The 18,065-nt window shown below is 37.8% G+C and carries 15 protein-coding genes and 2 other annotated features; all 15 genes read left to right on the top strand.

Annotated elements, in window-relative coordinates; genetic code table 11:
- The first annotated feature begins 48 nt into the window (after window positions 1-48).
- The 15 genes from dtd (at window position 49) to HZI73_RS15935 (ending at window position 18,035) form a co-directional block, all read left to right on the top strand.
- A complete protein-coding gene (gene dtd, locus HZI73_RS16005; RefSeq protein ID WP_212694385.1) occupies window positions 49-498 on the top strand; it encodes a D-aminoacyl-tRNA deacylase in 450 nt (149 codons plus the stop codon).
- Between the two features lie 78 nt (window positions 499-576).
- On the top strand, window positions 577-1,203 hold the full coding sequence (locus HZI73_RS16000; protein ID WP_212694384.1) for an MBL fold metallo-hydrolase: 627 nt from the start codon (window positions 577-579) through the stop codon (window positions 1,201-1,203).
- Between the two features lie 48 nt (window positions 1,204-1,251).
- Window positions 1,252-2,718: a coproporphyrinogen dehydrogenase HemZ gene (gene hemZ / locus HZI73_RS15995; RefSeq protein ID WP_212694383.1), complete on the top strand. Its 1,467-nt coding sequence runs from the start codon at window positions 1,252-1,254 to the stop codon at window positions 2,716-2,718.
- Between the two features lie 133 nt (window positions 2,719-2,851).
- Window positions 2,852-3,089: a binding site (T-box leader), on the top strand.
- 156 nt (window positions 3,090-3,245) lie between these two features.
- Entirely contained in the window at window positions 3,246-4,649 is a 1,404-nt protein-coding gene (gene trpE / locus HZI73_RS15990) for an anthranilate synthase component I (RefSeq protein WP_212694382.1), read from the top strand.
- Window positions 4,650-4,677: 28 nt separating this feature from the next.
- A complete protein-coding gene (locus HZI73_RS15985; RefSeq protein ID WP_212694381.1) occupies window positions 4,678-5,265 on the top strand; it encodes an anthranilate synthase component II in 588 nt (195 codons plus the stop codon).
- Between the two features lie 14 nt (window positions 5,266-5,279).
- Entirely contained in the window at window positions 5,280-6,305 is a 1,026-nt protein-coding gene (gene trpD, locus HZI73_RS15980) for an anthranilate phosphoribosyltransferase (protein WP_212694380.1), read from the top strand.
- Window positions 6,306-6,353: 48 nt separating this feature from the next.
- Window positions 6,354-7,145, top strand: a complete 792-nt coding sequence (trpC, locus tag HZI73_RS15975) for an indole-3-glycerol phosphate synthase TrpC (protein ID WP_212694379.1) — start codon at window positions 6,354-6,356, stop codon at window positions 7,143-7,145.
- Complete coding sequence (locus tag HZI73_RS15970; protein WP_212694378.1) at window positions 7,129-7,770, top strand: phosphoribosylanthranilate isomerase; 642 nt, start codon at window positions 7,129-7,131, stop codon at window positions 7,768-7,770. The genes trpC and HZI73_RS15970 overlap by 17 nt, the downstream gene beginning before the upstream one ends.
- Window positions 7,767-8,942 carry a tryptophan synthase subunit beta gene (gene trpB / locus HZI73_RS15965; protein WP_212694377.1) on the top strand — a complete coding sequence of 392 codons (1,176 nt, stop codon included), beginning with the start codon at window positions 7,767-7,769 and terminating at the stop codon, window positions 8,940-8,942. The genes HZI73_RS15970 and trpB overlap by 4 nt, the downstream gene beginning before the upstream one ends.
- Window positions 8,943-9,008: 66 nt before the next feature.
- Window positions 9,009-9,785 carry a tryptophan synthase subunit alpha gene (trpA, locus tag HZI73_RS15960; protein ID WP_212694376.1) on the top strand — a complete coding sequence of 259 codons (777 nt, stop codon included), beginning with the start codon at window positions 9,009-9,011 and terminating at the stop codon, window positions 9,783-9,785.
- Window positions 9,786-10,593: 808 nt separating this feature from the next.
- Window positions 10,594-10,850 (top strand) — a binding site (T-box leader).
- Between the two features lie 57 nt (window positions 10,851-10,907).
- Window positions 10,908-12,176 (top strand): histidine--tRNA ligase, encoded by a 1,269-nt coding sequence (gene hisS / locus HZI73_RS15955; protein ID WP_212694375.1) that lies wholly within the window; start codon window positions 10,908-10,910, stop codon window positions 12,174-12,176.
- Between the two features lie 102 nt (window positions 12,177-12,278).
- Window positions 12,279-14,069, top strand: a complete 1,791-nt coding sequence (gene aspS / locus HZI73_RS15950; RefSeq protein WP_212694374.1) for an aspartate--tRNA ligase — start codon at window positions 12,279-12,281, stop codon at window positions 14,067-14,069.
- 363 nt (window positions 14,070-14,432) lie between these two features.
- Window positions 14,433-14,849 (top strand): HIT family protein, encoded by a 417-nt coding sequence (locus HZI73_RS15945; protein ID WP_212694373.1) that lies wholly within the window; start codon window positions 14,433-14,435, stop codon window positions 14,847-14,849.
- 200 nt (window positions 14,850-15,049) lie between these two features.
- Window positions 15,050-16,261, top strand: coding sequence for an ROK family protein (locus tag HZI73_RS15940; protein ID WP_246552546.1), 1,212 nt, complete (start codon window positions 15,050-15,052; stop codon window positions 16,259-16,261).
- Window positions 16,262-16,628: 367 nt separating this feature from the next.
- The gene (locus HZI73_RS15935) at window positions 16,629-18,035 is read left to right on the top strand and encodes an aldehyde dehydrogenase family protein (RefSeq protein ID WP_212694371.1); all 1,407 of its coding nucleotides are present in this window, start codon (window positions 16,629-16,631) and stop codon (window positions 18,033-18,035) included.
- Window positions 18,036-18,065 lie beyond the last annotated feature (30 nt).

The following is an 18,065-nucleotide window of genomic DNA, read 5'->3' as shown; positions in this document are numbered from 1 at the left end:
TAAACAGTATTAAAGACAGAGAAACAGGGATGAGAGAGGTTTAGTAAAATGCGAGCTGTTGTACAAAGAGTAAAACATGCTTCAGTTGAAGTCGAGGGCAAAAGCGTAGCTGAAATTGGACATGGTATGATGGTATTAGTGGGGTTTTTAGAGGATGACGATTCAAAGGTTTATGCCTACATGCTAGATAAAATCGTTAACCTTCGCATATTTGAAGATGAGGCAGATAAAATGAATTTATCCGTAAAAGATGTGCAGGGTGAGATACTCTTTGTACCCAATTTTACATTATATGGCGATTGCAGAAAAGGTCGTCGACCCAGTTATTCAGGGGCTGCAAAACCTGATACAGCCAGACAGATATTCCAATCATTTATGGCGATAGCTAAAGATAAATACCCCAAAATACAGCAAGGAATCTTTCAGGCAGATATGAAAGTGACACTATTAAATGATGGTCCAGTCACACTGCTTATTGATAGTGAAAAAGCATTTTAATAGGGAAAGGCGTAAGCAGATAGTAAGAGGGATATGGGAGATCGCTCGTTACTATCTTTTTGTAAGAGGAGGCTTATCATGAGAGTTAAAACAATGTTACTAGGGGAGCTAGGAACCAATGTATACGTGGTGTATAATGAACAAACCAATGAGGCAGTGGTGATCGATCCAGCAGCTGAACCGGATAAGATCAGTCAATTTATTGAACAGGAACAATTGAAACTTATGGGCATGTTAGTAACTCATGGGCATTATGATCATATTCAGGCAATAGATGTTTTAAGAGAACAATATGGGGTACCTGTTTTTTCCAGCAAAGATGAAGGAGAGCTTATGAAAAATCCAGAGCTGAATTTGTCCATGCGTTTTAGTGGAAGAGCTATTTCAGTTGAGGCCGATGAATGGGTTCGTGATGGGGATATTGTTGAATTTGGTGATCTTGAGTTTGAGTGTATTACCGTACCAGGGCATTCACCAGAGAGTATATGTTACTATAATGAAGCGTATAAGGTATTGTTTAGTGGGGATACTTTGTTTCCAAGCGCTATCGGACGAACGGATTTTTACGATGGTCATCCCAATACACTAATCCAATCCATAAAAGAGAGACTACTCTGTTTGCCAGACGAGACACAAGTATATTCTGGCCATGGTTTGCGCACTACCATCGGTTATGAAAAAAAAGCCAATATGTTTTTGCAATAATGAAAGCTGTACAATGAAATCGTTAGCACGTATAGGAGTAGAGGGTTCATGAAATTAGTATTAATAGGTCATGATTTTGCGTATGAAATGAAAATGCTGCTGAATCTATTTTTTCCAGGAGAAGATTATAAAATCGTCGACCATATAGATGCTTATGGTGTAACGGTAGAAGCTGTTTTAACGGATGAATGCTGTAAGGTAACATATTATAAAGATGGGGAATCTATTGCCACATCAGCCATGGATAAAGAGGCCCTTCAACATCTACCGGATCATCCTATCAGAAGGAAAAAAGCATGTAAAATGCTTATGAAAAAGCTTCTGTACAAGGTAGCCAGTCATGTGACAGGGCAAGAACAACCATGGGGTATTTTGACAGGTATTCGTCCCACCAAGATAGTCTTTGAGCTTATCCAGCAATACGGGTTAGATCGTGCCTTAATCATGCAGCACCTAAGAGATGATTACCACATATCTGAGAAAAAAATAGAACTGATGCTTGAGATAGCAGAACATGAGTGGCCTATATTAGAGGCTAATCAAAAAGATGAAATCAATGTATACATTGGTATACCATTTTGCCCTACAAGGTGCTTATATTGTTCCTTTACGTCTTATCCTATCGACAAATGGGCACATCGGGTAAAGGATTATCTGCGAGCACTTGAGAAAGAAATGGCTTATGTCAGCAGTAAGCTTTTACGGGATAAACAAGTAAAAACCATCTACGTAGGTGGGGGAACGCCTACTGCATTAGATGCAAAAGCATTAGAACAATTAATGACCATGATCCATCAATATTTTGATGTACCTGCTACCCTGGAATTTACGGTTGAAGCAGGTCGGCCTGATACGATGAGTACCAGTAAACTAGCTGTACTTAAGACATATGGTGTCACACGTATTTCCATAAATCCTCAGACCATGCATGATAAAACGTTAAAGGTCATAGGCCGACATCATACAGTTGAAGACATTCGCACTGCTTTTTCAATGGCAAGAGAGGCTGGATTTGATAACATTAACATGGATCTTATTCTGGGACTTCCAGGTGAAGATAGTCATGATGTTATCCATACCATGAAACAAGTGAAGGCTCTAAACCCAGACAGTTTGACGGTTCATACCATGGCAGTAAAAAGAGCATCTAAGCTTAAAGAGACTTTGAATCAATATGAGCTTATCCAAGGAGACATGGTTGAAGATATGATTACAATAGCTCATGATGAAGCAAAAGATATGGGACTATTTCCATATTATATGTATCGTCAGAAAAATATGGTTGGAAATTATGAGAATGTAGGCTACAGCAATGAAGGGAAAATGTGTGTGTACAACGTTGAGATCATGGAAGAAGCACAAACAATCTTAGCCTTAGGAGCTGGTGCAATTTCCAAAGTTGTATTTCCAAGTGAGAAGCGTATTGAACGTATTGAAAATGTGAAAAATGTGGAACACTATATTGAACGTATTGATGATATGATTGAAAGAAAGCGAAAGTTTTTTAACACATAAGAGGAATTCATTTAAAAAAATATGTCATTGTTAGGCATAAAAGTTGTCGTTAAAATCATGTAAAGATAAGAAATAAAATAAAAAAGTGGTTTACAACATGTCGTTATGATGGTATAATTGTATAAAATATTTGATAAATTCTTTGATTGGAAAGAGTACTATTCTGAGTTTATGACAGCGAGCCGTCGGTAGGTGTGAGGTACGGTATAGATGAAGTATAGGAATGGCTCCATGAGATGCAAGATGAAAAACGTATGTTCAGTAGTTGATGCCGGGAACTCCCGTTATAGAGTTAGGATATCGAATGTTTATTTCCGTATCCGAAAGAATGTATATAGAATTGAGTGGTATAACGGTTTTTCGTCTCAAATGACGAGAGAACCGTTTTTTTAGTTTAAACAATCTTTTCATAGAAGATGTAAGATACCATAAGCTCACTCATTCATGAATTAGGTGGCATAGCGAAACGACCATTTCGTCCTAAGTAGGGGCGAAGTGGTTTTTTTTAGTTAGAAAAGGAGGTTACAATGAAAAAGATAACATTAAAACCCTACATGGATATTATATCTGGCGATATTGACACACCCGTTACTTTATATGAAAAATATGTAGGTGAAAAGATTGGGTTTTTATTAGAGAGCAACGAACAACCCAAAGGCAGATATTCTTTTATAGGGACTAATCCTTATATGATCATTGAAGGGCATGCTGACGGAAAAATTACCGTGACCAAAGAAGATGGACAAATGTTGACCAAGGAGGGCAATCCTTTGGAGGTGGTCAAGGACTATCTTCAGGCCTATGAAGTGATGAATGAAACGGCTATACCTTTTGTTGGAGGAGCTGTTGGTTCTGTTGGGTATGATATGATACGGCAATATGAAGATCTGGATCATATAAATGAAGATACCATTGGTGTGCCCGATATCCATCTTCTATTTGTGAAGGAAATCATTGCTTATGATCATGAAACACATCGCATTCATCTGATTGTACTGGAAGAAGAAGGAAGTGAAGGTGAAAAACTTGCAAGGGAAAAACTCCAGCATATGCAGCTTTTACTTCATCAGGAATATAGACATAAGGCCTTAGAGCAGAAAAAAGAAGATATTTTTTTTCGAAGTCATATGAAAAGGTCCACTTTTGAAGAAGCTGTTAAAAAAGCCAAAAACTATATCTATGAAGGTGATATTTTTCAGGTGGTTTTATCCAGACGATGGAGTGGTAAGTTTAAAGAAAAGCCTTTTAATATTTATCGGAAGTTGAGACAGGTGAATCCATCTCCCTACATGTTTTATTTCAACTTTGAAACGTATCAGATAGCAGGAAGCTCTCCTGAGATGCTGGTGGAACACCGACAAGGTACGATTCGTAACTGTCCAATAGCTGGTACCATTAGACGGGGCGCTACAGAAGAAGAGGACAGCAAATTGGCGGCACAGTTATTAGCAGATGAGAAAGAGCAGGCAGAACATACCATGTTGGTGGATTTAGGCAGAAATGATATGGGAAAGGTCTCCAAGATAGGATCTGTTCATATAAAGTCTTTTATGGAGGTTTATAAGTATTCCCATGTGATGCATCTTGTGACATTATTGGAAGGTCAGAAAAGACAGGATATGGATATTTTCCAAACTTTAATGAGCTTTTTACCAGCAGGTACCTTATCAGGAGCTCCTAAAATTAGAGCCATGGAGATTATTGATGAATTGGAAGATGAGAAGCGAGGCATCTATGGAGGGGCTATTGGCTATTTTGGTTTTGATGAAGATATGGATATGTGTATTGCCATAAGAACCATGGTGATGAAAGATAACACCATTTATTTACAAGCTGGAGCTGGTATTGTAGCCGATTCAGATGAAAGAAAAGAATATGAAGAAACAGAAAATAAAGTTAAGGGGCTTATGGTAGCTATTAAAGGGTGCTAGGTAGTTACCGACCAAAAGGAGGTTAGTCATGATTGTATTAATCGATAATTATGATTCATTTACGTATAATTTATATCAATATTTAGGCGAGTTTGAAGAGGATATTCGTGTTTACCGCAACGATAAAATATCGGTACAAGAGGTGATGAACATGAAGCCAGATCATATTGTCATATCGCCAGGGCCAGGAAGACCTGATGATGCGGGCATATGCATGTCATTAATCCAAGTAGCAGCAGGCAAGATTCCCATATTGGGTGTGTGTCTCGGTCATCAATGTATTGGTCAGGTATTTGGTGGTAAAGTCGTCCATGCAAAGACTATTTTTCATGGTAAGAGCAGCATCATTCATCATAGTGGAGAGGGTATTTTTTATGGTTTGGATAACCCTTTGAAAATAGCCAGATACCATTCTTTAGCCGTTGATTTTAAGTCTTTACCAAGTTGTTTTGAGATTATGGCAAGGACTGACGATGGGGAAGTCATGGCTATAAAACATCAGGATTTTCAAATAGTGGGCTTACAGTTTCACCCTGAATCTGTTTTAACAGAGTCAGGTAAGAAAATGATTGAAAACTTTATCGGTGCTAAACAAAATCAATTATTAATCAGTTAAAGGAGTTGATAAGCATGTTAGAGAAGTATATCCATCAAATAAGGCACGGGGTTAACCTGTCACGAAGTGATATGACAGCTGCTATGGAACAGATGATGGAAGGTCAGGCAAGTGATATACAGGTGGCTAGTTTTTTGACAGCCATGTCCATGAAGGGAGAAACCGTAGAGGAAATCGCAGCAGGAGCTCAGGTATTAAGGGATAAAGCCATTCATATTGAACTTAATGGCTTACATGCCATTGATACCTGTGGGACTGGTGGCGATGGGGGTGGTACCTATAATATTTCAACAGCAGTAGCATTTGTTGCAGCAGCTGCAGGTGTACCTGTTGTGAAACATGGTAATCGGTCCGTATCCAGTAAATGTGGTAGTGCGGATGTACTAGAAGCCCTTGGTGCCAACATTCAAGTGACACCTGATCAAGCAGAAGCCATGGTTAAGGATATTGGTATATGTTTTGTCTTTGCACCAGCATATCATGGTGCCATGCGTCACGTAGGTAAAGTGCGTAAGGCGTTGGGATTTCGGACAATGTTCAACATGCTGGGACCTTTGGTGAATCCTGCACAAGTCAGCGGACAGGTAATTGGTGTATTTGATGAGCAACTCACTGAAAAGATGGCCCTTGTACTAAGAGAGTTGGGGACAAAAAGAGCATTAGTGGTTCATGGGAAAGATGGACTGGATGAACTAAGTATTACCTCAGACAGCATTGTATCGGAGTTAGATGGGCATGAGATTAATACCTACTGTGTGAACCCAGAGCAATATGGTTTACATAGGGCTAAGATGGAAGATATTCAAGGTGGAGATGCCAACATGAATGCCTCAATCATTAAGGAGCTATTCAGTGGTGCGAAAGGTAGTAAACGTGATATATTAGCCCTTAACGCAGGTGCTGCTCTTTATATTAGCAGACATGCAAAAACCATAGAAGAAGGCATTCAACAGGCAGAATATATATTGGATAATCAATTAGCCCTTCATAAGTTACATGCATTTATTGAGTACACCCAACAATTTAAGAAGACTGTGTGATGGTAGGGGTATTGGAGCAGTTTATCATGTGGAAGGAAGTGTAGGCTATTGGAAAAGAAATTGTATTTAGAGGCGATTATTCGACAAAAAGAAAAGCGCCTAAAAGAAAAATATACAGAAAACAGTTTACAAGATTTTCTTAAAAAAATAACATCCGTGCCGAAGCCCCCATCATTTTATGATGCTATGGCAAAAGAAGGTTTATCCATTATTGGTGAAATAAAGAAAGCGTCACCTTCTAAAGGCTTAATTCGAGAAGCATTTAACCCTATGGCGTTGGCTGATAGCTATAAAGATGTGGTTGATGCACTTTCTGTATTGACAGAAGAAGACTATTTTCAAGGACATGATGCGTATCTAAGGGATGTGAGTCAGCGGGTAACTATACCAACCTTATGTAAAGATTTTATCGTGGATGATTTGCAGATTTATCAAGCCAAATGTTTAGGTGCAAGCTGTGTTTTACTCATTGTTGCTATTCTAGAGGATAAGCAGTTGAAAGATTTCATTCAATTATCAAAAAATTTAGGGTTGGATGTCTTAGTGGAAGTCCATAACCAGGACGAAATCAAAAGGGCTGTAGATGCCAGAGCCAATATTATTGGTGTGAACAATAGGGATTTAACCAGATTTACAGTGGATGTTCAGACAACATGTCGTCTTCGATCTTATATACCCGATCATTGCTTGGTAATCAGTGAAAGCGGTATAAGAGGGGCCGAGGAGATAGAAAGATTGCGGGGGTGCCCTATCCATGGGATTCTTGTAGGGGAGAGTTTCATGCGTTGCAAAGATATAGGTGCAAAAGCAAAGGAGTTAAGAGATGCATATGAGACCTAAGATTAAAATATGCGGTATTAAAACAAAAGAAGAGGTCATGATGCTTAACAACTATCCAATTGACTACATAGGCTTTATTTTTGCTAAGAGCAAACGCCAAGTGACTCTTAATCAGGCTATGATGCTAAGGAAGCTGGTAAGATCAGACATCAAAGTTGTAGGTGTTTTTGTGGATGAAGCTCCTCAGAAAATTGATCAAATAGCAGATTCATGCAGATTAGATATTGTACAGTTGCATGGTCATGAAGATGATGTTTATTGTAGCCAAATGAAGGTTCCTAAGTGGAAAAGTATCGGTGTAAAAGATGCATCAAGCCTTCAGCAAATAGGGGCATATCAACATATTGACGGTATCTTATTGGATACCTATCAAAAAGGTGTTAGTGGTGGTACAGGTAAGACGTTTAGATGGGATTTGGTAAAGGATTTGGCTAAACAACATTTTGTTATACTGGCAGGAGGGCTTAATCCAGATAATATTACATCGGCCATAAAAGCAGTAAAACCTCATGTGCTGGATGTTAATTCAGGTGTTGAGACAAACTTGATCAAGGATGAGCAAAAAATAAGAGCCTTATTTCATGCAATTGATGCTTATGATATGGGCAAGGAGGAAAGATCATGAATCGAAAATTTGGAGAATATGGAGGACAATATGTCCCAGAGACATTAATGAATCCTTTAATTGAACTGGAAGCAATGTATAAAAAATATAGGCATGATGCAGAATTTCTTAAGGAATTCAATTATTATTTAAAAGAATACGTAGGCAGACAGTCACCTTTATATTACGCTCAGTCCCTTACGGCATATTTAGGTGGTGCTAAAGTATACCTTAAACGAGAAGACCTTAATCATACGGGAGCCCATAAAATTAATAACGTTATTGGTCAACTGTTACTGGCTAAACGTATGGGTAAAAAGAAAATTATTGCAGAGACAGGCGCTGGACAACACGGTGTGGCAACAGCTACTGGTGCCGCTCTTTTTGGTATGGCATGTACAGTTTTTATGGGTGAAGAGGATATTCGCAGACAAGCCTTGAACGTATTCAAAATGCGGTTATTGGGAGCTGACGTACAACCTGTCACATCAGGTACAAAAACGTTGAAAGATGCAACCAATGAAGCTATTCGGGAGTGGGTAAAACATGTAGATGATACGTTTTATGTTATTGGTTCAGTTGTAGGTCCTCATCCTTACCCAACCATGGTTCGGGATTTTCAAAGGGTTATTGGTGATGAGACAAAACAGCAAATTCTGGAAAAAGAAAACAGGCTGCCTGATATGGTCATTGCATGTATTGGCGGTGGCAGCAATTCGGCAGGTATGTTTTATCCCTTTATTGATGATACAGAGGTAGCATTGGTAGGTGTTGAAGCAGCTGGTGAAGGTATTGCTACAGGCAAACATGCAGCTGTATTATCCGAAGGGGCAAAAGGCAAAATAGGTGTCCTTCACGGTATGAAGACTTATTTACTTGCTGATGATGATGGCAATATCAAACCAGCCCATTCTGTATCGGCAGGTCTTGATTATCCTGGTACAGGTCCAGAACATGCTTATCTACACTCTTTAGGAAGAGCAACCTATGAAGCCATATCCGATAAAGAAGCCCTAGATGCATTTCAATTATTATCCAAAAAGGAAGGCATAATACCAGCTTTAGAAAGTGCTCATGCTATAGGGTATGCCCTTAAAATAATCCCTCAGCTTAGCAAAGATAAAATTGTGGTTATCAATGTATCGGGTAGAGGTGATAAAGATGTTCAGACGGTATTAGATATTATTGGTTAACAGTGGCTTTTGTTTGTGAATTAACAATGATTAACATTCGTAATTGATTAAGAATGGAGTGATTATATGCGTATTAAAGATACATTTGAGGCATTGAAAGTGAAGGAGAAAAAAGCTTTTATCGGTTATTTAACAGCTGGTGACCCGGATTTAAATAAGACAGAGTCCTTTGTCTATGCACTGGAAAAAGGTGGTGCAGACATTATAGAATTAGGTATACCTTTTTCGGACCCTTTAGCAGATGGACCTACGATACAGGAAGCAGGTCAACGGGCACTTCAAGCAGGTGTGACAGTGGATAAGATATTGAATACCACAAGGCGTATAAGGAGCAATACGAATGTACCGCTTGTGTACATGGTTTATTATAATACGATTCTTATCTATGGTTTAGAGAAGTTTGTTAAATGTTGTGATGAAGTGGGGATAGACGGTATTATTGTACCTGATTTGCCTTATGAGGAAAGAGATGTGTTATTGGATTTGCTAGAAAGGTATGGGATAGATTTTATACCTTTAATTGCACCCACGTCAAAAGATAGAATAAAAAAGGTGATAGAAGGATGTAGTGGGTTTGTTTATTGTGTGTCTTCATTAGGTGTAACAGGAGGTCGATCTAATTTCTATGGGGATATTATACCTTATCTTAGGAGTGTAAAGGAGCTTTCGGATATACCAGTGGCTGTGGGGTTTGGTATATCAAAGAGAGAAGATGTTGAGCAATTAGAAAATGAGGTAGATGGTGTCATTGTTGGTTCTGCGATTATAAGGAAGATACAAGAGACGGATGGGGATACGGTTGCTTTGGAAAGTTATATTAAGGAACTTAGTGAAGGGGCGTAAATCGTATTAAATTTATAGTTGTATTTTTGTCTAGTTAGGGAATGGCGTGAAGAATATTTTTTTGTGAGGTAAAATAATAAGATATGTTCAAGACGTCCGTAGATAGGGGATAGGTGGCTGTAAGTTGTTCAGGTTAAAAGAGTCTAAGAAAAGCTAGAGTTCGTTTCAGAAGTATTTCCTAAAGCTTATAACTCCCTACGGTCAGACAAATAAGCTATTTAACGGAAATACTTCTTTCACTTACTAAGCTTTGCTAAGACTCTTTTAAAAATCACAACTTACAGCCACCTATCCCCTATCTACTAGGCTAATACTAGGGCTAGTGGTGAGTAAGGTTATTAGTAAAGTATCATTAAACAGATAATACTAAAGAGCAATGGCAGATGAGAAGTATTTGGAGCAAGTTATTTTAAGGATGAAAGTAAAGAATAAAAAGCTAGTATTAGCTACAAGCCTAGTAAATGTGATAGCTTTAATCTTTAACGGAAAGCAGGAGGTAAGGTGTTCTAGGTGTTACGACAAGTGAACCATGGACGGTGAACGCCTTTCATTTAATCAGGACGATTAAGAGAAAGGAAAAGTAACACCTAGAACATCTTACCAAAGCCACTACCCATAGAGAAAGATTAAAGCTATCACATTTACGGAAAAATGCCCTATGCACTCCTAATACCCTATGCCTCTAAAAACAAAGACGCCTAATTGCGTTATAGTAGATTTTCATGACGTACCCATCCATAGTTTTTAAAAAGTACTTGACAAAAGTCTAATAAACGCATAAACTGTAAGAAAACATTCTAGAAAAAAGATTAATGCGAAGAAGAGGAAAAGTACATGGTGACTACCTGATACAGAGAGAGAAATGTGGGTTACTTGATGAATCAAGTAACTGTTAGCTGGAAAGTTTCTCATTAGGACAGTATGGAAAGACACCTCTGAGTGGTTCGTTGAAAGGCACAACAAGTAAATGAATCCGGTTCATCACCGTTACATGATTAGAGCGGAAACTTATGTTTCTATTAGGGTGGTACCGCGGTATGTACGTCTATACATCTCGTCCCTGACTTATTAGTCAGGGACGAGATTTTTTGATTTCTGGATAAAAAATAAGGAGTGAATGCAATGTTAACGAAGGCGCCAAGAGGTACAAAAGATATCTATGGTAATTATCTAAGTACTTGGAAATATCTTGAACAAACCGTGAATGATATATGTAGAAATTTTGGATTTCATGAAATTAGGACACCTGTTTTTGAGCATACGGAGTTATTTCAACGAGGTGTAGGTGAAACAACGGATATTGTTCAAAAGGAAATGTACAGTTTTACAGATAAAGGTGATCGCAACATTACCCTCAAACCAGAAGGGACAGCAGGTGTTGTGCGGGCATATTTGGAAAACAAAATGTACGGTGATGCTCAACCTACTAAATTATTTTATATTACGCCAGCTTTTCGTTATGAAAGACCACAAGCAGGGCGTTATCGCCAGTTCCACCAATTTGGGGTAGAATTATTTGGGTCAGAGCATCCTTCGGCAGATGCAGAGGTTATTGCCTTAGGTGCTAATATGCTTAAGCGACTTGGCATCAATAATGTTCAACTTCATATCAATAGTCTAGGTGGGCCAGAGTGTAGAAAAAAATACAACGTTACATTAAAAACTTTTTTAGACAAGCACATGAACACACTATGTCCAACATGTCTTGAGCGTTATGAAAAAAATCCATTACGTATTCTAGATTGTAAGAATCCAGATTGTAAAAAAGTGTTACAAGATGCACCATTAGCAAAAGATCAATTAGATGATGCATGTAAAGAACACTTTGAAAGTTTATTACAGCTTCTGGATGCCATGGGTATTGACTATGTGGTAGACCCTTGGATTGTAAGAGGACTTGATTATTATACCCGGACCGTATTTGAGTTTATTTCTACGGATATTGGTGCTCAAGGTACGGTATGTGGTGGTGGAAGATATGATAAACTCATTGAAGAATGCGGTGGTAAGCCAACACCAGCCGTTGGATTTGGAGCAGGTATTGAACGGCTAATCATGACCATGGAAGCTGTTAATGGTCCTATGGCATTTGAACCTAGCCGGGATATTTACTTAGGTGCTATGGGTGATGATGCTATGAAAACAACCTTTGCACTTGTGAATGATTTAAGAGAGCATGGCATATCTGCTGAAACCGACTTGATGAGCCGAAGTGTAAAGGCACAAATGAAATATGCAAACAAAATAGGTTCCAAGTATTCTGTCATTATTGGTGATAATGAAATTGCTGAGAATAACGTGCGAGTGAAAAACATGGAAGATGGTGATGTGACAGAGGTACAGATTGATCAACTGGTTGTATTTATGAAAGAACAAGTTTGTGAGCAATAGAAGGTCTATACTGGCATGACTTATAGGAATGAAATGGTGTAACTAATCTATATCATAGATTAAATTAAAATAAAAATAGAAAAGACAAAAGGAGGTCATATCATGAGCGAATCAATGCAAGGTTTAATACGTTCTCATAAATGTACGGAGGTAAGCGCTAAGAATATCGGTGAAAAAGTAACGGTTATGGGATGGGTACAAAAAAGAAGAGATTTAGGAAAATTAATCTTTGTTGATCTAAGAGATATATCAGGCATTATGCAAATAGTATTTGATGCCAGCAATATTGGAGAAGAAGGTTTTAAGAAAGCGGAAACCATTCGTAATGAATATGTGATAGCTGTGGAAGGTACCGTTCAAAAACGTGAAGGTGCAGTTAATGAAAGCATAAAGTCTGGTGACATTGAAATCAGTGCAGTTTCATTAAGAATCTTATCCGAGGCTGAGACACCACCATTCCATATTGAGGAAGACAGTAATGTTAAAGAGGATCTAAGGCTTAAGTATCGTTACTTAGACCTTAGAAGACCAGATTTACAGCGTAAAATGGTCATGAGACACCACGTAGCAAAAGCAACAAGGGACTTCTTAAGTGACGAGGGATTTCTTGAGATTGAAACCCCTATGCTGACGAAGAGTACACCGGAAGGTGCAAGAGATTATCTCGTACCTAGTCGTATACATCAAGGTAACTTCTATGCATTACCTCAATCACCACAGATATTCAAGCAATTGTTAATGTTATCAGGCTACGATCGGTATTTCCAAATTGTAAAATGTTTCCGTGATGAAGATTTACGTGCCGACAGACAGCCAGAGTTTACTCAAATTGACTTGGAGTTATCCTTTGTGGATGAAGAGAAAGTAATCGATGTTAACGAGCGGTTGCTTCACAAGTTATTCAAGGATACGTTGGATGTGGACATTGAATTACCTATTCAACGCTTAACATACAAAGAAGCAATGAATCGGTTTGGTTCCGATAAACCTGATTTGCGTTTTGGTATTGAATTAGTGGATATTTCAGAGCTTGTAAAAGATTGTGGCTTTAAAGTATTCTCAGGAGCTATTGAAAGTGGTGGAAGTGTTCGAGGAATTAATGCTGAAGGTCTAGGTAACTTGCCTAGAAGACAGATTGATGCATTAACGGACTTATCCAAGACGTTTGGTGCTAAAGGATTGGCTTACATTGTGATTAATGAAGATGGTACCTACAAGTCATCTATAGCTAAATTCTTTACGGAAGAAGAGTTAGCAGGTATTGTGAAAGCGTTGAATGGAAAGCCAGGTGATTTATTATTATTCTGTGCGGATAAGAACAGTGTGGTTTATAGTACACTTGGTAACTTGAGACTTGAAATAGCTAATCGTCTTAATCTTTTAGATAATAAAGTATATAAGTTCGTATGGGTAACAGAGTTCCCCTTACTTGAGTGGAATGAAGATCAACACCGTTTTACAGCTATGCACCATCCCTTTACCATGCCTATGGAGGAAGATTTACAATATCTTGAGTCAGATCCAGGTCGTGTAAGAGCTATTGCTTATGATATCGTGCTTAATGGCTGTGAGCTTGGTGGAGGCAGTATTAGGATTCATCAACGGGATATTCAAGAAAAGATGTTTGCTGCTCTTGGGTTTAGTAAGGAAGATGCTTATGAGCGTTTTGGATTCATGTTAAATGCATTCAAGTATGGTGTACCGCCTCATGGTGGTTTGGCTTATGGTCTTGATCGGATTGTGATGTTGATGACAGGTTCAGAGAGCATTAGAGACGTGATTGCATTCCCTAAAGTGAAAGATGCGTCATGTCCGATGACAGATGCACCAGGTGAGGTTGAGGAGAAGCAGTTGGATGAATTAGGGCTTCGAATTGATAGGATAGAACTATAGGTTGTAGATGTAGAATACCCATATGCTAGGTTAGTGTATGGGTATTTTTTTTAGTAGTGTGGTTATAGTCCGTAGCTAACAATGTAGGATGCATTAATCCGTTCAAGCTAAATCGTTGAAGATGTTCTAAGTTCACGAAACACCCTATTTCTAAACCTTAAAACTCCTGTTAGTCACACACTTAAGGTTTTTAACGAAATAGGGTGTTTCGTTCACTAAGAACATCTAACAACCATTTAGAAATCACATGATTAATGCATCCTACATTGTTAGCTACTGGGCTAGAAAGTTGACGTTTAAAGATGTTTAATGTATAGCTAGTAAAAGAAAAAATATGTAAATGAACTGAAAAAATGGAGGGATATGATGTGTAAAGCAGAGACGTGTATTTTTTGTCAAGTGGTTCGAGGTGAGATTGATGTTGTTAAGGTGTATGAGGATGATTTATTAATCTGCTTTATGGATATTGAGCCTATTAATGAGGGGCATATATTAATTGTACCTAAGAGACATGTGTTAGATGGGGATGCGTTAACTGATGATGAGGCTTGGGGGATTATGGATATGTCGAGAAGACTAGTTAGGGTGTTGCGGGAGAGGTATAAACCACATGGTTATAGCATGATGCAAAATGGTGGTGTGTTTAATGATATAGGGCATTATCATATGCATGTATTTCCACGTTACAAAGGAGATGGATTTGGGTGGACTTATGGGGAGATAGAGAAGCCTAGGGCAGTAGAGGTTGTAGGGAAAGAGATAAGATTGTTATTGGGGTAAGTAAGTTTAGGTGAATGGTTTGAAGCTATTTAATGAGTTAGGGGATGGGTATATATATGATTCGTAGCAAAATAAAATGATGTGAAAAAAAGTTAGTCAACAAGAAAATAATTAAAAGGGTTAATTAAATATTGATTTTATGTTGTAAGTAGTGTATGATAAACATAGAATTGTTAATACGATAGAAAAAGGTGAATGAAATGAAAAGATCTTCTGGTGCTAATATGAGTGATGTCAAAATAAATAATCGGACTTTAATCCTGAATCAATTGAAAGAAGGTAAAAAGTCTAGAAAAGATATAGCTGAGAAAATCAAGTTGACACCTGCTTCAGTAACGATTTTAGTCAATGAAATGATACAAGATGGATGTATTAGGGAAACAGGTCAGATGGAAGAAACCCTGCGAGTGGGTAGAAAGAAAGTTTTTATAGAAATTAATAAGCATTATAAATATGCAATTGGTGTTAATATTGAGCCTGGGACTCTTAGTATTGGTATATCGAATTTAAAATTAGAATTGGTGGAGTATAAGGACATTGATATTAATGGTATGTCCGTTAATCAGGTGATGAAAACGATCATTGAAATAACCATGGAAATGCTATGGAACATGAATATCTCAAAAAATGATGTATTGGGTGTAGGTGTAGGAATCGTCGGTATTGTAGATAGTAAAAAAGGCATAAGTAAAAGGGCATATGGCTTATGGAAAACACCTGTGGATATTGAAGGTATCTTATCAGATGGATTGAAGCTACCTGTCGTTGTAGAGAATAATGTAAGAGCATTAGCACTGGCAGAAATGGAGTTAACAAAAAATAAAGACATTGAGAACATGGTTTTTATCAAATATGGGCCGGGGATTGGTTCCGCTACCATTACCAATAAAGAAATCTATAAAGGTACGTACAATAACGCTGGTGAGCTGGGTCATATGATTATGGATATCTCTGGTAAGGAATGTAAATGTGGACAAAGAGGGTGTCTGGAAACAGTGGCTTCTACGCGAGCCATCATACAAGATATGAAAAATGCATTTTCCAAAGAGGTATTGCCAATATTGTATAAGCTTGTAGAGGGTAATAAAGAAAACATTGATGAAGCAGCAATCATGGAAGCCTATAAATTAGGAGAGACAGAGATTGTAAAAGAAATCAATAAAGTATGGGAATACCTTGGAATTGGTATGGTCAATATGATAAAGTTGTTTGATCCTTATAAGATTGTGATCTATGGTGAGCTCTTTAAGGATGAAGAATTCCTCGATAAAATCGTTCATGAAATAGAAAAATACGGGAACTTTGATAATATTACCAATCGCATACAAGCCAGTATACTGGATAATAAAAGGTGTATTGGTGGTGTGGTTTTAGTGGTGACAGAACTTTTCTACAAGAAGGGTGGGGCATAACGTTTACATTGTAGACAATGAGACAGCAAATGTATGCTCTTAATATTATCTTATTGATTAAAAAGTTTAACTAATGTATACATATAATCAAAGTTCAAGCAGTAAAAATTTTTATCTAATTGATTAATAAAGTTAATTAATCAAATTTTTAGTAAGAAAGTTCTCTAATATAACATATGAAATAGAAGCGTTTTCATATGCATCAAGGATACTTTCTTAACGCAACTTGTTTAGCAAGACGCGACGTAGTCGCTTGTTTTTCATATAGGAAAGTACTCTGAATTTAGTATATGAAATAGAAGTGTTTTCATATGCGTCAAGGAAACTTTCTTTGTTCTGTATCAAAATAAATTTGGAGGTGCGATTTATGGATAGTAGTCAAGACGTTGTAAAGGTATTAATGAAAAAAGCAAGAGAAGCACAGAAGAGCATTGAAAGGTATACACAGGAAGAAATTGATGATGTTTGCCTTGCAGTTGGGTGGGAAGTTTACAAAGATGACAATATTAGGCTATTAGCAGAAGAGGCAGTAAGGGAAACAGGTATGGGCATGGTCAGTGACAAAATCAAAAAGCATAAAGTGAAAGTCATGGGTGTATTAAAGGATATCAAAGGTGCTCAATCTGTTGGGCTCATTGAAAAACAAGAAAAAAAAGGTATCTATAAGTATGCCAAACCAATGGGCGTTATAGGTGCATTAACACCTGTGACCAATCCCACAGCTACCCCTGCCAGTAATGTTTTATCTATTCTCAAAGGCAGAAATGCGGTGATATTTGCACCTCATCCAAAAGCTAAAAAATGTTCTAAGATGGCCATTGATTTTATGCGCCAAGGTTTAAAAAAAGTAGGTGCACCAGAAGACTTGATTCAAATCATTGAAGAACCAACCATTGCATTAACCACACAACTGATGCAAGACGTTGATTTGGTTGTAGCCACAGGTGGTGGTGCTATGGTTAAGGCAGCTTATTCAAGTGGTACACCTGCCTATGGTGTTGGACCAGGTAATTCGGTACAAATCATTGCTGAGGATGCTGATATAGAAGATGCGGTACATAAAATTACCATCAGTAAAATATTTGATCATGCCACATCCTGTTCCTCAGAGAATGCCATTATTGTTCATGAAAGTATTTATAATCAGGTCATGGACGCATTGAAGAAAAATAATGGTTATTTATGTGAAGAAGATGATAAAAAAAGGCTTCAAGACTGGATGTGGGTGCCTAATAAAAAAGGACATATATCCCTTAATGCTAAAATTGTTGCTCAATCAGCTAAGAAAATAGCGGGAGACGCAGGTATTTCTGTCCCTCAAACCACTAGAATGCTATTAGTTGAAGGAGAATTACCCATTGAAAAAGAACGTTTTTCTGAAGAAAAATTGTCTCCTGTTCTCACCATATGGAAATACACTGCCTTTGACGAGGGGTTAGATATGCTTATTAGACTGACCCATGTAGCAGGTATGGGACATTCTTGTGGGATTCATACCTTTAATGAAGACTACATTCAAAAGCTGGCCATTGAGATGAAATCAAGCCGTATTATGATTAGGCAACCCCAAGCACCAGCAAATGGAGGGAATTTCTTTAATGGAATGCCTTCTACCACGACTCTAGGCTGTGGCACATGGGGCGGCAATATTACAACAGAAAACATTAACTACAAACATTTTATTAATGTAACATGGGTTTCTTACCCTATTAAGCCAATGAAACCCACTGATGAGGAAATATGGGGAGAATTCTGGTTGAAGTACCAAAGTTAAGCGGAGTAGGATTCGTTTGGGAGGAAAATA

Source organism: Vallitalea pronyensis, assembly GCF_018141445.1.
GTDB classification, from domain to species: domain Bacteria; phylum Bacillota; class Clostridia; order Lachnospirales; family Vallitaleaceae; genus Vallitalea; species Vallitalea pronyensis.
This window is presented reverse-complemented; position numbering and strand designations above follow the sequence as displayed.

What these genes read in the sequence shown, in the direction of transcription:
- trpA (WP_212694376.1), top strand. Translation starts at nt 9,009, where the DNA reads ATGCGTATTAAAGATACATTTGAGGCATTGAAAGTGAAGGAGAAAAAA.
- HZI73_RS15935 (WP_212694371.1), top strand. Translation starts at nt 16,629, where the DNA reads ATGGATAGTAGTCAAGACGTTGTAAAGGTATTAATGAAAAAAGCAAGA.
- HZI73_RS15970 (WP_212694378.1), top strand. Translation starts at nt 7,129, where the DNA reads ATGCATATGAGACCTAAGATTAAAATATGCGGTATTAAAACAAAAGAA.
- aspS (WP_212694374.1), top strand. Translation starts at nt 12,279, where the DNA reads ATGAGCGAATCAATGCAAGGTTTAATACGTTCTCATAAATGTACGGAG.
- hisS (WP_212694375.1), top strand. Translation starts at nt 10,908, where the DNA reads ATGTTAACGAAGGCGCCAAGAGGTACAAAAGATATCTATGGTAATTAT.
- HZI73_RS15985 (WP_212694381.1), top strand. Translation starts at nt 4,678, where the DNA reads ATGATTGTATTAATCGATAATTATGATTCATTTACGTATAATTTATAT.
- hemZ (WP_212694383.1), top strand. Translation starts at nt 1,252, where the DNA reads ATGAAATTAGTATTAATAGGTCATGATTTTGCGTATGAAATGAAAATG.
- HZI73_RS16000 (WP_212694384.1), top strand. Translation starts at nt 577, where the DNA reads ATGAGAGTTAAAACAATGTTACTAGGGGAGCTAGGAACCAATGTATAC.
- HZI73_RS15945 (WP_212694373.1), top strand. Translation starts at nt 14,433, where the DNA reads ATGATGTGTAAAGCAGAGACGTGTATTTTTTGTCAAGTGGTTCGAGGT.
- HZI73_RS15940 (WP_246552546.1), top strand. Translation starts at nt 15,050, where the DNA reads ATGAAAAGATCTTCTGGTGCTAATATGAGTGATGTCAAAATAAATAAT.
- trpB (WP_212694377.1), top strand. Translation starts at nt 7,767, where the DNA reads ATGAATCGAAAATTTGGAGAATATGGAGGACAATATGTCCCAGAGACA.
- trpD (WP_212694380.1), top strand. Translation starts at nt 5,280, where the DNA reads ATGTTAGAGAAGTATATCCATCAAATAAGGCACGGGGTTAACCTGTCA.
- dtd (WP_212694385.1), top strand. Translation starts at nt 49, where the DNA reads ATGCGAGCTGTTGTACAAAGAGTAAAACATGCTTCAGTTGAAGTCGAG.
- trpE (WP_212694382.1), top strand. Translation starts at nt 3,246, where the DNA reads ATGAAAAAGATAACATTAAAACCCTACATGGATATTATATCTGGCGAT.